The following is a 12,178-nucleotide window of genomic DNA, read 5'->3' as shown; positions in this document are numbered from 1 at the left end:
ACGCCACCACCCGTGGAGGCATGATGTTCGCCCTCGTCAAGCCCACAGCTTTCTCGACCATTCAATGGCATCTGCGATCGAATCCTGCAACGCTTTCCCTAGGCCGCCTTCTCGCCAGGCTACAACGTGAATGGGAGGCGTTACGTCGTCATTCGGCCGCCGAGTCACTTCGCCAATATCCTGAGTTCCCGTGTAGAAGATAACGAGCGGCATCATGGCGCTCCGATATTCAGTGGCAAGTCTTCGTACTCCGGACGACGAGCCCTGCAAGGCAACCCTCACTCCTATTTCACAACCTCGGGCATCCTGCGCCCACAGAGTCAGGTCGAAGGGGTAGTGGTCATGCTGATGTTTATCCACGACGGCGCCTGGCACCATCGCGCATAATTGCGCAGACAGCAGGTGCTCGAAGTAGGCTGAGCGCTGAGGCTCCCTAACAGGGGGCGCGAACGCCCAGTCTTCGAGGGCGGGCACCTCAGATGCGGAGCGCGCCACTGAGCGAAGCGCCTGGGATGAGTGCGACGCTAGATTCCGAGAACGAGGGATCCGGATTTTGGCGTTTTTTCCTGTCGACTGCACAGTTTGATCGTTGACGTGCTGCCAGTAAACCGTTTTCCTTGTCGGGTGATAAAGCATTACCACGACTGGAAGTGAATGCCCAATCCAGTAAGAGACGTGGTGAGCACCGCATGCGAACCACCAACCACCATCTGCTGGTTTTTCGAAGTAGCTGAGGCCAGACTTGATCTGCACACCTAGAAGCCTGCCCGTCGCCTTGGACGTTTCGGCGTCGACAATCTCAAGCTGGGCATCAATCCCGAAATCGGCCGTTTCTTGTTGCCGGAACAACCAGCCCAACTCACCGACGACTAGGTGCTCTATCCAAGACACACCAGCGCGTTCGATTTGCTGTGTGGGCCTTACCTTCATTGCTCTGCCCCCTAGCCACGTTGCGTGCGCCTCTCCCAGCCGGCAGCGTCACCTCAACCGACGCCCTGCTTCATCGTGCCTGTCACAGGGCGGTTGCGGGGGCCGTTCCTGAGCAAGAGCACCTGCAAGCGGTGACCCTGGATGGAGACTGCGACGGTGGCCGACCGTCTTGCCACCTATGACTCGGACGAACCGCCCAGAGCCGGACCCTAGTGCTGGATTCCTTAAAGGTAGTAGATATACCGGCGGCGTAGGTGTCGGGTGGGCGGGGCGGGTCTGCCCCAGATCCAGGGCCTGGCACGGGAGTTGAGCTGGACTGTTGCGAGTGTGGTGGCCTGGGTGATCTCGTCGGGTCCGGCGAAGGTTTGGCCAGTGAGGGCGGCTTTGCGGAAGATGCGCCACCAGCCTTCCTGGAGGTTGAGCCAGCACGCGCCGACGGGAATGAAGACGTGCCGGATGCGGGGGTGGTCCTCGAGCCAGGTCCGGGTGGACAGGCTGTTGTGTGACGACAGGTTGTCGGTGACTACGTAGATGTCACCGACTGGGTTCGCCTGCTCAAGCCTCTGTAAGAACTGCTGGTAGAAGATGCTGTTGCGGGAGGACGCGGTCATGGTGACCTGCTGCCCATCTCGGACGCGGAGGCCGCCGTAGACCCAGGTCTTCTCTGGTCCGCGGCCGTAGTCGAGTTCCGCTTTGACGCGGTGTCCGTCCGGCGACCAGCCCGGCGCCGGCGGGAAAGTACGCGGCGGGCCTTGTGGGCGCCCATAACCGAGTTTCCGCGTATGAAGGGCAGCAGCGCTGAGTGTCTACTGAGGTTCCGTACGTGATGTCGCCGATGGCAGGTTGCTGACCTGCGCTCGTGGCGTGCCAGCGCGCGACACCACGCAAAGATCATCTGTAGGAAGCTAGCCACGCCCTCTACATGCGTAGACGTCTCCAGGGCCAGCCCGCCGACCCCGGACCAGGTGATAGATGGCGTGCACTGCCAGAACCCTCTTACACCACGCGGGTAGATGAGGCCTGGCGGAGTGCCACGCGTTGACGAAGGAGGGTGGCTGCCTGGTGCTGCCGTGGTTTCGGGACGTCGCGGTCTTCCATGAGGGCGAGCAGATATCGGTTGACCAAGGGACTGCTACATGCTCCCAGAGCCTTAATCGCGTGCTTACGGACAACCTCCTCTACTCTTCGCTCTTCTGCGGAGTACCAGGCCGTATGACGACGAGCCAATTCGTATAGGCGACTGAACGCCTGCTGGCCCCCAATCCGTTCCAGCATGCCGATTGCCCAAAGCCGGGTCGATTCGTCAAGTCGAGTGTCGTCAACCATTCCGCCGAACACGTTCACGTCGTCTAGAATTCCGGCTGCGGCGAGGAGCCGCACTACCTGTGCGCGTCGACGCTTGCTGAGGTTATCGTCAGCAAGCATGATGTTGAGCCGTGCGCGACTTCGAGTGTCACCCATTTGAAGCAACACGTTGTCGGCCTGCAACCGAATCGTCTCAGTTTCATGTAGGTCGCCAGCGACCGAGTTCAGAACATCGGCCGATTCCTGATCTGCGGCCTGCCCCAGGGCCGCGAAGCTCCTGATGCGAGTAGGGATGTCCAGCGCCACATCGCGGCTGAGAGACCGCAGAAATTGCAAGCCACGTGGGTCGCTTACATCTCGGAGATGTCGAGCAGCAGCGAACCGCGCTTTCCCGACAACGCGGTGATCATTTGCCAACTCATTGAGAAGTTCCAGCCCGCGCCGGTCGCCCAGATCGTGCAGACCGCTCGCGGCCTGCACCCGGGCCATGGCGGCAACGCCATTGTCTCTTGCGCGTCGGTCGAGTGCCGCGCAGGTGGAGTTGATTGTTGCCGACGACAGATCGGTACCCATGATGGCCAGAGAGACGATGAAGTCGCCGCCGTGGCCAAAGTCACCCCGTGCGAACGGCGAAAGGTCGTCTGCCAGGCGGTTTGGTGTGACGTCGATAAGAAACGCTAGGTAAGACCTGTCAAAGAGCGCCGACTTGGGACGTGACGCTGCGGGTTCCGCGTATACGCGCAGCTGGGCGCGTGCTACCTCGGCGGGATCTTGCTCGTGGCGGGCAGCGAGGTACTCGATCAGAGTTTGGTGTAGGAACTCGTAGTCGTCCGTTTCATCGCTATGCGCCACCAGACCCGTGGAGTGCAGCAATTCGCCAAGGAACGCATCCCAGGCATGCGTCTTCACACGGTCTGGGCGCGGTATCTCGACGTGAGCGGCCATTACCTCCGCTGTCGGCCGCTTATCGCCGAGAAGCCGTGCCAGCGCCAGGAAACCGACCAAGTCCTGCAAGCAGTTGCGAGCGTGCTGGGCTGCGGCTTCAGCATCCCGCCGGGCCCCGCTGTCCTGCATAGGCTCCAGCAGAGCGGCGATCGCCTGATCGTGGATCTCCCTGACCCTCTTGTGACTGTTGCTTTCCCAGATCAGGTCGACGAAAGCCTCGTAGATCTGTGAACGACCTTCCGGAAGTCGGGCCCCAGGATTTGCCGCGTAGATCTGGCAGAGCATGAACGATACCAGCGGCGTTCGGGCCAAGACCTCGAGCCGGGTACCTCGAAGCGAGGCAATGAAACGGCCAGCCAGTTCGTCGCTGCCAAACCATGCTGCCGCGTAATCTCGGAGATTCTCTGCGCTGAAAGCTTGGAGCTCGAAGTGCGCTGTATCGGCGCCCAAGCTGTTGAGCTCGACACCAGGCAGCGGACGCGTCGTCACGACAAAGCGATAGCGATCAGGCCACGATGCACTGAACCTGGCGATTCGCTCCAGCACTTTCACGCGTACGCTACGGTCGGCGATCTCGTCGATACCGTCCACCATGACCAACCAGACTCCGTCGGGATACGGCGGTTTGCCAAACGCCTCCTCCGTCGGCGAGGTACGCAGCACATGGCTGAACGTCCTGTCAGTGGCGTCAGCGAGGAGCCGTGGCAGGATTTTCTCCTCGGTCAACGTGCCAGCACGAAGCAGGACTGGAACCCCGGCATCTGTCTCAGCCGCTCTGTCCCACCAACGCTCGGACGCCATTAGTAGACGACGCTGCAGCAGTGTGCTCTTGCCGCCGCCTGGTCCGGCTATCAGAACGGTGATGGGGGCGTCGTGATCGAGAACCGACAAGGCAACTTTGAACGGCGAGGTGCTGGATCCGGACTTCAGGCGAACCTGCTGGGTTACGAATAGGTCCATAAGCGGCGGCGGAGACGAACGGCCAACCGGGGCGGGGTAGGAATGAGTGATCGACGAGTCCCGAAGCGCCTTAAAATACTGACCGATCCACGGTTCGCGCTCTGGTGCAGCCTGTGGAGCTAGGTAGGCGTACAGCCTGTCGACCGGATACCACATCTGCCTTTCGGCAAGATGCAAACCGAGATGACAAAGGCGCTCGAAGGCTGTCCGAGCGGTCGACGGATCTGCCAGTGCTGTGCCTAGCAGCAACTCGGCAGAGCTCCGGTCCGGCCCGTTGTCGCCAAGATCCAGTACAAGCACGCGCAGCATCTGCAGCAAAGCCCTCACTTCTTGCTCAGTTGGGGCCTGCCCGTTTAGGTCCTCCCATTCGGACTCCACCTGTCCAAGAAGCTCGTCCAGGGCGTGCTTCTCTCGCGAATTGCGCGCGGCGTGCTCGAACGGCAATTCCTCCGGTAGTGCCGTGAGCCGCAGAGTGACCGTGGAAAGGTCAACCCGCATCGTTGCGGGGGCGGAGGGATCGGTCACGATGGCCAGCAGGTCGCGTCGCGGATCCAGCGGTCGCGAAGTACCCGCAGCTTCCTCGAACCCAGCACAGAACGCGGCCACGGCCTGCCCAATGGCAGACCTAAGGGAAGCCGACCCGCTTAGCCCCTTTTTTGCCTGAATGAGAACTCTGCCGCCGTTTGCTAGCAGAGCACCCATGTCGTCCATGCCAAGGCCAGTCTGCCCCCCAATCGCGGTGATTAGCGAGCCGCCTGGCAATCCGAGTGCCAATGTCCGGCCCGCCACCGCGTGAGCGGCAAGCCAAGCCGCTATGCGGGCTTCAAAGCCGACGCCGCCCGCGCTGGCGGCGCCGCCGGTCGAGGAGCGTGGTGTCATCCGGCCATTGTGCTCGAATCCTCGGGCTGACGTGGGCAATCGACGTGTTCGCGAACGGCGCCAGGCTTACAAGGCAGCGCTCCGCCTTCCCAAGCTGATGTCACGCAGCTACGTAGGCGAGGGACGTTCTGTCAGCGGCGACCAGTAGCCTGCGCCGACCAGCCGTCGCGCGCACCTGGAGGTGTCGTGGAAGCTACCGCTCTCATCAACCCCGATCAGTTGTGGGCGGCGCAGGAGGTCTTGGTTCGTCCGAGCCCCGTCCCGGCGACCGCAGGGGTTTACGGGTGGCACTTCAAGCAGGCGCCCCACCCGGACCTAGACGCCGGGCGCCTGCTATACGTCGGGATAGCCCCGCGGTACATGGCGAACCGGACCAGTACCCAGAACCTGCGTACGCGGGTGCGCTACCACTACCGGGGCAACGCGGCCGGCTCGACGCTGCGGCTCACCCTCGGTTGCCTGCTCGGACTCGAGCTGCGCCGCGTGGGCAGCGGCAAGCGGATGACCTTCGGCAAGGCTGGCGAAGCCACCCTCAGCCAGTGGATGGCGGACAACGCGCGGGTGTGCTGGATCGAGCAGAGCGAACCATGGGTCCTGGAGTCACAGTTCATCTCCCAACTCAACCTGCCGCTGAACCTCGACCAGAACCGCCACAACACGTTCCACAGTCGCCTGAAGGAGCTACGAGCCCAAGCACGCCAGCGAGCACGAGAGTTGCCCATCGGTTCGTAGGCCGCCGAACGGGCCGCCGGGCCGTTGCCTGGGCTGTCCCTGGACCGTCCTAGGTCGCTCGACAGTGACCAATGACAACCGCTCAGCCGCTCATGAACACCGGCCGGACCAGCCAAAACGCAGCTCCCCGAGATCCCCGGCAAGACCAGGGCAAGAAGAAGTGGCGCTCCGCGGGCTCTTTGGACGCATGCCACAACCGAACGCGGGGCCTGCCAGGTGAGTGTCTAACTGTGTGACAACTCAGCCGGACAGCGGCGGACGTCCGTGCACACCGAAGGACGATCGCACCAACTCGGAGTGCACCGGGACCAAGGCCGAGCGCTCACTCAAGTTGCTTCGGGACGAAGCGGTCCTGGGCTGTCCAAGGTCAGCCGAAGTCGGCAGACAACGCCAGAAGCCCACGACGTCTGAGCTGGTCAGAGCCGCGGGCTTCTCTTGCTGTGCAGGTCAGCGGGAGCGTAGATCAGTAGGCGGGCTCACGCGGTTCGCTCACCGCCAGGACGTGGCCGCGGCTAGTTGCGACGCGGAGGATGTCCCGCAGAGCCCCGGCCAGCTCCTTGGCCAGGTGCCGCATCTCGTCAAGGGCCGCATCCTGGTCGTCGAAGGTTTCGGAGGCCTGTTGCAGCAGCTCGGCCGCCGTTCCGAGTTGGACCGCTTCGATGTTGTCCGCCAGGCGGGACATGTAGCCGCCCCGGTCGTCGGTGCTCAGGTAGCAGGGCTTGCCTTCTGGACCCGACCACGGGAGGAGCCGCAGTTCATTCGGCGCTGTCATCCTTGCGTCTGCCTCTCGTCGATCACGTGGTGGGTGGTGAAGACGGCGTCTACGCGATCTCCCGGGAATGCCAGGAGCGTGGCTTCGACGACGCGGCCGGCGGAGTCGGTGGCGATGCGGGTGATGGAGAGGACGACCGACGCGCGGCCGATCCGGAGGGCCGATGCTTCGTCCAGCGTCGGAGGGCGAGCGCACACTGTCTCTCGGAGAGCGGCCGGCGGCGGGCCCAAGACGGCGAATCTTGTGACTGCCTGGCTGCACGGGAAGCCGTCATCGAGCACTCCGGCCGGGACCAGGTCGCGCGGCATGTAGATGCGCGCCAGGCCGTGCGGAGACTCCCCTTCGTGGCTGATGCAGGTGGTCTCCACGATGGGGCTGCCCATGGGCACCTTCAACAGGGTCGTGAGGTGCGCGTGGGCCTGAACGGTGGTGCTGCGGACGGTGACGCGCGATGCCGGCTCGGCGGCGGTCCACGGGTCCAGGGTGCCCCAGCCGCCGACGTACAAGATCTTGCGGGGAGGGCGACGGGCGAAGTTGCCTTTGCCGTGGATCTTCTCAACAAGGCCTTCACCCTGGAGCACGGCGAGGGCTCTTCGCAGGGTCACCGTGCTGACCTTGTACCGGTCGGCAAGGTCGGCTTCGGACGGAAGACGTTCGCTGGGCTGAATACCGCCCGTGGCGATCTGCTGCCGGAGGTCGTCGGCGATGTCGTGGTGGCGTGAGCGCATGGAGCCAGTCACCGTCTTCTCAGCATGCGCACGGCGACGAGCCGGGTACGCGCGTGCATGGTCAGCAGCTCGCCCGACTCGAAGATCGATTGCTTCGCTCCCTGGGGAAGCTGGAAGAGGTCTCCCACCCGGCAGGCGTGGCCGCCAAGTTGGATGACGTCACCGCGTTGGACGGTGGCCGCGGTGATCTCGATGCTGGAGACCAGCGCACCGCCGGGGGCCCAGGCGCTCACCGAGCCACGTCCGTGGGCATGGAGGGGCCGGCAGACGAGTGGCACGGACAGGCACACGCTTCGCAGATCACCGGGAGGTCGGCTGGTACCGAGGCCGGGGAGGACTCCGTGCAGGAGGAGTGTGTGCCGATCCTGCAAGCGGTCGAGCGGTAGGGGACGGCCGAGGTATCCGAGATGTGCAGTTGTCGACGAGGCGGCATCAGCAGCCCCCCGTGAGAGACGACCAGGCGCCCGACGGCAGGTGAGGAGCGATGACCACCGAGCGGGTCCGAACACGTCTTTCCGACACCATCACGTACGGGCGGACGAGTGCGACATCCTCCCCCATGAGCGGATTTCGGTGGGGCGCCGCACCGGCGACTGCCCGGTCCAGGAAGAGAGTCGACACGCCAACGGATTCATGGGAGGCGGAAGGAGACGCCGGAGGACAGGAGGGCGTTAACGCACGGCGGTGCCTGCCTCTTGAGGAGTACCGCGCCCTGGTGAGGAAGAAAGCGCGGCGGATACGGTTGAGCACGCTGTTCAGCTCCTATCGCTGATAGCTCGGTCCCCCGACATCGCCCGTCGTGGGGACCGCTTTGCGTACGACCGCCCATAAAGTGCGGCCGTTCAAGCTGGTGGCGAGGAGCCCGAATCGATCGGCCTCAGCCACCGCGTCCAGGACCTCCCGCCATGACTCGGCGGAGAGCGCATCGGGCACCTCCGCTTCCACCGACGTGTGCCGGCGGTGTTCCTCCGTTCGCGTGGACAGCCCGAGGGCGGACAGTCGGGCAGCGATGGCCGCCGCGCTAACTCCCGAAGCGGGCACAGGGCAGCCTCCGTCACCGGCAATCACTTTCAGTGAAGCTAGTTAACTAGACTAGAGCTAGTGGACTAGATTTTCCATATGTCTGAGCAGCCGCCCTATCTCCGCATCGCCGACGAACTCCGGCGGCGGATCGTGGAGCACGTGTGGGAGCCGGGAGACCGCCTGCCCTCCCGCACCCAGATCGGCCAGGAGTGCGGCGTGGGCGAGAACGTGGTCCGCCGGGCGCAGGAGTTGCTGATCTCCCAAGGCGTACTGGAGGGCCGCGCCGGGTCGGGCACCTACGTCGCCGAGCCCAGACAGCGGGTGCGGATGGTGCGGTCATCGGCGCGCGAGCAGCCGACCGGGTCGCCCTTCGGCGCCGACATGAAGGCCGTGGGCAGACAAGGGGATTGGGAGAGCCGGACGGACGCCAAAGTGCCGGCCCCCTCAGACATTGCGACGCGACTCGGGATCGCCGAGGGCGAGCTGTGCGTACGCACGACGTACGAGTTCCTGGCGGACAGCAGGCCAGTGCAGTTGTCGACGAGTTGGGAACCGTACGACCTCACCGCCGGCACTCTCGTCGTCCTCCCCGAAGGAGGCCCCCACGCGGGAGCGGGCGTAGTGAACCGAATGGCAGCGATCGGTATCACGGTCAGCCATGCCGTGGAGCAGCCGGAACCGAGGCAGGCGACTGCCGAGGAGGCGTCGTTGCTCGGTGTCCAGAAGGCGGCGCTCGTCACGCACATCCGGCGGACGTACTACAGCGACGACGGTCGGCCCGTGGAGACGGCGGACATCGTGGTGCCCGCAGCTCACTGCGAGATCGTCTATGAGATCCCGATCAACCGATAGTCGCGGTGACATCCAACGCTGACATCAACGAGGCCGGACGGCGGCACACAACAGCACCCTTGGGCGGCCGCCGGACCAGCCGACTACAGCGTCACAGACGGGCGTAGACCGAACTCCTAAGGCGGTGGTCAATCTGCTCTGCTGTACTGCAGCGAAGTACAGCAATCACCGCAACCGCAGCCGGTCGTCACCAACCGCAGGCACACGGGCGACCAGCCCGGCAGACCTCAACAACAAGGGTGCGGCACGCAAAGGGACGGGGTAACTAAGGATGCCCAATCGGAGCCGGATGCCTGCTGGAAGTTGTCGGCGCCGGGAGTGCAGGCTCGCTTCTGCCCTCACTCAGCGTTTGCGATAGCTATAGAGCGTCTTCCCTGCGCCGCTGGCAGACTTCAGGTACTCGTTCTCCGCTGCCAACTCCGCTACCTGTACCACCAGTCCGGCAGCCAGAGACTGGAGTGCCTTGTACTGGAGTGTCTTGTAGTTCCAGGCGAAGACCCCAGTGGCGACGGTTAGAAGGCCGACGCCGATCCCAGCCACGACCCTGCCTTTGCCGGACTTGACTTCGGTTGGCCCGGTCGAGACGTGGCCCGTCTGGATCGAGTGCTGTCGAAGATCATCGAGATCGTCGCTCCCATAGGAGCACGACCCGCATTGGTAATCGGTCACCGGCCAATCCTCTCCCCCAGGGAGACGACACTGCCACAGCTCGCGCGCTTCCGGCAGCCACTTGGTCGGCTCCGTCCGGGTGCGCTGGACGGCACGTCAGGTGGCGCTGGGCTGATCAGCCGGATGAGCCGCTGGAAGTCTGCCCGGTACCAGGGCTCTTCCACTGACATCCGAGTTCATGGCCTATCTGTGGACTGGCACCGGCCGACTCCATCCTGACCCGGCCCTCACCAGCGAGTTCGGCAAGGTCGCAAGGGGTCTCCGGAGCCGTGTGGGTCGACGGCAATAACGGCAGTCTTGTCGGCAACGAGGCCTGCCAAGGCCGTCCCGCAGGCCTGCTACTGGAGCGGGTGCAGGTGCTCAGACCCTGGCTCGATGGGTGCGCCCACGTCTCAGCGCTCGAAGGTAGGTCGAGTCCTGCCTGCTGGCGCACCGCCCACCAGCCCAAGAATCCGGCCAGATGATCCCTGCCATCGGCTGCCCGTCACTGGCCTAGTCGTGGTAGGAAGCGACATGCCCATCACGATGACCGTCAGAGGTTTCTCGATCCCCGGCGATGCCACCTGCATCGTGTGTCAGCGGATCCACCCTGTCTGGCCCTCGGATGAACTGATCCCTCGACTTCATGATCTGGGTGAGGACCCTCATGCCTGGGGGATGGTGCTGCGCATCTTGGCCGCAGCTGGCGATGGGTCCACCGACTGCAACCGACCGTTGGCCTGGACCGCCGTTGAGCACTACCGGCGCATGAGTGTTCACCTCAGCGACCGCAAGCGGCACAAGCATTGGGAACGCCGGCGGGACGGCAAGTCACCGCTGCTGATGCATGAGGCGATGACCTACCTCTTCCACTCCCTAACGTTGCTATGGGCCCACACGGTGGCGGAGGTCCGCGGCATCGGCTATGAGACAGTCCTCGACAACTGGGTCATCGACGGCGCTAAGCAGCTCATCCAGGGGGTTCAGGAGGAGGCCGTCAACGTCACGGCATCCACTCTCGCGCTCTGTGGCGCTGTGGCCAGTCCTGACGGCAGAAGCACAGATGCAGGGCTACTTAACACGCAAGCGCGCGGCGCGGGAATGGATCTCGAAGAGATCAGCGCATTCGTCCCAGGAAACGTCTACGACGCGGAGGTTGAACTACTGTTGGCGGCCGCAAGCTTCTCGATCTACGCCGGAGCTCTGGTATCTCAGTTGGAGTAGCTGGCGCTTGGGGCAGGGCTCCGCCGCGCTTCCTGGCCGCCGAGGCGGGCTCGACAGCCATACACGTCAGCCGCTAGCCGACTCCACATTTGCGCCCTGTAGCAGATCCGGCAGATTGTGCCATGCGTGGCCACACCCCCGGGCGCAGTACAGCGTCCGCCTGCGTGTGTCGGCGATGCTGAAGAGGGCGACGAGCAGACGAAATGACTTGGCAAGTTCATAGGCCGGAAGCTGGTCCATCCCGAAGCGCCACTTCGTGAGCATCACCGCCGGCGTGTGGGTCGGGCGAATGCCAGAACGCGCAATGCTCTCCGGCACGTCGTCCTCGCGAGCACGGGCCTGCCCACAGAACAGCACCAGCGCGTGCAAGATCTTGCGCTGGTCGTCCTCCGAGAGGCCCTCGAACCACTCGACGCCCTCAGCTGTCGGTCTGAGCCCCTGCGCCAGCTCGTTCAGGATCACCTCATGCGCGTACAGCACAGGCTTCCACCCCCATGGTTTCCGGGTGACGTTACGCTCACGACCGCCCGTGAGCAGCCCAGTTTTACGTGTCCTGATGGCACAACCATCTGACGAGTGCAGTAGGGGGCTCGACGTCGGGCGGAAGCGGGTGCCTGTCGAATCCGTGTCGAAGTCTTCCTGCCGGAGCGCCCAGTTGAGGAATTGACGCAGGTCAACCGGTGGACGGTGCTCTAGTCGCAACGCGCCTTCTAAGCGCTTGGCCGCAGGTTCGAGTCCTGCCGGGGGCGCGCAACACGCACCACTTTGAGGCCCTCCACCCCGGAGGGCCTTTTCGCTGGTCAGGCGCACGCTAGAGAGCGGCAAGCAGAGGGCGCGTGAGTGCCGGACCGGCCTCGGGCGGCTGCGAGGACGATCCGGCGCTGTCCGGCCGTCACCGGGTTCCTACGGGTGGCCACGGAGAATGCGCGGAGAAGTTCCCCGCCCCCTATCGGCCCTCGTCGGGCAGCTCGGGGAGGTCTTCCCCCGCTTCCATCCGCTTCTTGAGTTCGGAGAGCTGACCGGACGCACTGCGGGCGTAGATGGCCAGCAGGACCGGGTGCCGGGCGTCTGGGACGCCGTGGAGGCCGAGGCGGGATGGGGCACCTGGGCCGCACTGCGCCGCGGCTGAACATCGGTGGGCAAACGGAAGGGGCGGCCCGCCGGACGGACACTTCACGTC

The 12,178-nt window shown here is 64.3% G+C and carries 12 protein-coding genes and 1 pseudogene; 4 read left to right on the top strand and 9 right to left on the bottom strand.

The genetic code is table 11. From position 1 onward, the window contains the following. Positions 1-36: 36 nt before the first annotated feature. The 3 genes and pseudogenes from ACFU8Q_RS15490 to ACFU8Q_RS15480 form a co-directional block, all read right to left on the bottom strand. Positions 37-930 (bottom strand): DUF4365 domain-containing protein, encoded by an 894-nt coding sequence (locus ACFU8Q_RS15490; protein WP_384453209.1) that lies wholly within the window; start codon positions 928-930, stop codon positions 37-39. 224 nt (positions 931-1,154) lie between these two features. Then, positions 1,155-1,649 (bottom strand): annotated as a pseudogene (locus ACFU8Q_RS15485) (transposase); the annotation flags it as partial. Positions 1,650-1,926: 277 nt separating this feature from the next. Further along, complete coding sequence (locus tag ACFU8Q_RS15480) at positions 1,927-5,019, bottom strand: NACHT domain-containing protein (RefSeq protein WP_384453207.1); 3,093 nt, start codon at positions 5,017-5,019, stop codon at positions 1,927-1,929. Positions 5,020-5,379: 360 nt separating this feature from the next. Between ACFU8Q_RS15480 and ACFU8Q_RS15475 the strand changes: the two genes are divergently transcribed. Further along, positions 5,380-5,751: a GIY-YIG nuclease family protein gene (locus tag ACFU8Q_RS15475; protein ID WP_384453204.1), complete on the top strand. Its 372-nt coding sequence runs from the start codon at positions 5,380-5,382 to the stop codon at positions 5,749-5,751. A gap of 463 nt (positions 5,752-6,214) precedes the next feature. Here the strand turns inward: ACFU8Q_RS15475 and ACFU8Q_RS15470 are convergent, their stop codons facing one another. The 4 genes from ACFU8Q_RS15470 to ACFU8Q_RS15455 all read right to left on the bottom strand — a co-directional run bounded on the left by ACFU8Q_RS15470 (position 6,215) and on the right by ACFU8Q_RS15455 (position 8,292). Beyond that, positions 6,215-6,523, bottom strand: a complete 309-nt coding sequence (locus ACFU8Q_RS15470; RefSeq protein WP_384453201.1) for a hypothetical protein — start codon at positions 6,521-6,523, stop codon at positions 6,215-6,217. Further along, positions 6,520-7,251: a GntR family transcriptional regulator gene (locus tag ACFU8Q_RS15465; RefSeq protein WP_384453198.1), complete on the bottom strand. Its 732-nt coding sequence runs from the start codon at positions 7,249-7,251 to the stop codon at positions 6,520-6,522. Before ACFU8Q_RS15465 ends, ACFU8Q_RS15470 begins: the two co-directional genes overlap by 4 nt. 8 nt (positions 7,252-7,259) lie before the next feature. Next, on the bottom strand, positions 7,260-7,484 hold the full coding sequence (locus tag ACFU8Q_RS15460; RefSeq protein ID WP_384453196.1) for a hypothetical protein: 225 nt from the start codon (positions 7,482-7,484) through the stop codon (positions 7,260-7,262). A gap of 529 nt (positions 7,485-8,013) precedes the next feature. Beyond that, a complete protein-coding gene (locus tag ACFU8Q_RS15455; protein WP_384453193.1) occupies positions 8,014-8,292 on the bottom strand; it encodes a hypothetical protein in 279 nt (92 codons plus the stop codon). Between the two features lie 78 nt (positions 8,293-8,370). Between ACFU8Q_RS15455 and ACFU8Q_RS15450 the strand changes: the two genes are divergently transcribed. Then, entirely contained in the window at positions 8,371-9,126 is a 756-nt protein-coding gene (locus ACFU8Q_RS15450) for a GntR family transcriptional regulator (RefSeq protein ID WP_384453190.1), read from the top strand. A gap of 342 nt (positions 9,127-9,468) precedes the next feature. Here the strand turns inward: ACFU8Q_RS15450 and ACFU8Q_RS15445 are convergent, their stop codons facing one another. Next, positions 9,469-9,795 carry a hypothetical protein gene (locus ACFU8Q_RS15445; RefSeq protein ID WP_384453188.1) on the bottom strand — a complete coding sequence of 109 codons (327 nt, stop codon included), beginning with the start codon at positions 9,793-9,795 and terminating at the stop codon, positions 9,469-9,471. A 513-nt stretch (positions 9,796-10,308) separates the two neighbouring features. Here ACFU8Q_RS15445 and ACFU8Q_RS15440 point away from each other — a divergent pair. After that, positions 10,309-10,998: a hypothetical protein gene (locus ACFU8Q_RS15440; RefSeq protein ID WP_384453186.1), complete on the top strand. Its 690-nt coding sequence runs from the start codon at positions 10,309-10,311 to the stop codon at positions 10,996-10,998. Positions 10,999-11,064: 66 nt separating this feature from the next. Here ACFU8Q_RS15440 and ACFU8Q_RS15435 read toward each other — a convergent pair whose 3' ends face one another. Next, positions 11,065-11,478 carry a DUF5958 family protein gene (locus ACFU8Q_RS15435; RefSeq protein WP_384453183.1) on the bottom strand — a complete coding sequence of 138 codons (414 nt, stop codon included), beginning with the start codon at positions 11,476-11,478 and terminating at the stop codon, positions 11,065-11,067. A 442-nt stretch (positions 11,479-11,920) separates the two neighbouring features. Here ACFU8Q_RS15435 and ACFU8Q_RS15430 point away from each other — a divergent pair, with 442 nt between their 5' ends. After that, entirely contained in the window at positions 11,921-12,127 is a 207-nt protein-coding gene (locus ACFU8Q_RS15430) for a hypothetical protein (RefSeq protein ID WP_384453181.1), read from the top strand. Positions 12,128-12,178 lie beyond the last annotated feature (51 nt).

This window comes from Streptomyces sp. NPDC057543, assembly GCF_042801895.1.
GTDB lineage: Bacteria > Actinomycetota > Actinomycetes > Streptomycetales > Streptomycetaceae > Streptomyces.
This window is presented reverse-complemented; position numbering and strand designations above follow the sequence as displayed.

Excerpts from the sequence above, each read along its gene's own strand:
- ACFU8Q_RS15490 (WP_384453209.1), bottom strand. The coding sequence starts at position 930 with ATGAAGGTAAGGCCCACACAGCAAATCGAACGCGCTGGTGTGTCTTGG.
- ACFU8Q_RS15480 (WP_384453207.1), bottom strand. The coding sequence starts at position 5,019 with ATGACACCACGCTCCTCGACCGGCGGCGCCGCCAGCGCGGGCGGCGTC.
- ACFU8Q_RS15475 (WP_384453204.1), top strand. The coding sequence starts at position 5,380 with ATGGCGAACCGGACCAGTACCCAGAACCTGCGTACGCGGGTGCGCTAC.
- ACFU8Q_RS15470 (WP_384453201.1), bottom strand. The coding sequence starts at position 6,523 with ATGACAGCGCCGAATGAACTGCGGCTCCTCCCGTGGTCGGGTCCAGAA.
- ACFU8Q_RS15465 (WP_384453198.1), bottom strand. The coding sequence starts at position 7,251 with ATGCGCTCACGCCACCACGACATCGCCGACGACCTCCGGCAGCAGATC.
- ACFU8Q_RS15450 (WP_384453190.1), top strand. The coding sequence starts at position 8,371 with ATGTCTGAGCAGCCGCCCTATCTCCGCATCGCCGACGAACTCCGGCGG.
- ACFU8Q_RS15440 (WP_384453186.1), top strand. The coding sequence starts at position 10,309 with ATGCCCATCACGATGACCGTCAGAGGTTTCTCGATCCCCGGCGATGCC.
- ACFU8Q_RS15430 (WP_384453181.1), top strand. The coding sequence starts at position 11,921 with ATGCGCGGAGAAGTTCCCCGCCCCCTATCGGCCCTCGTCGGGCAGCTC.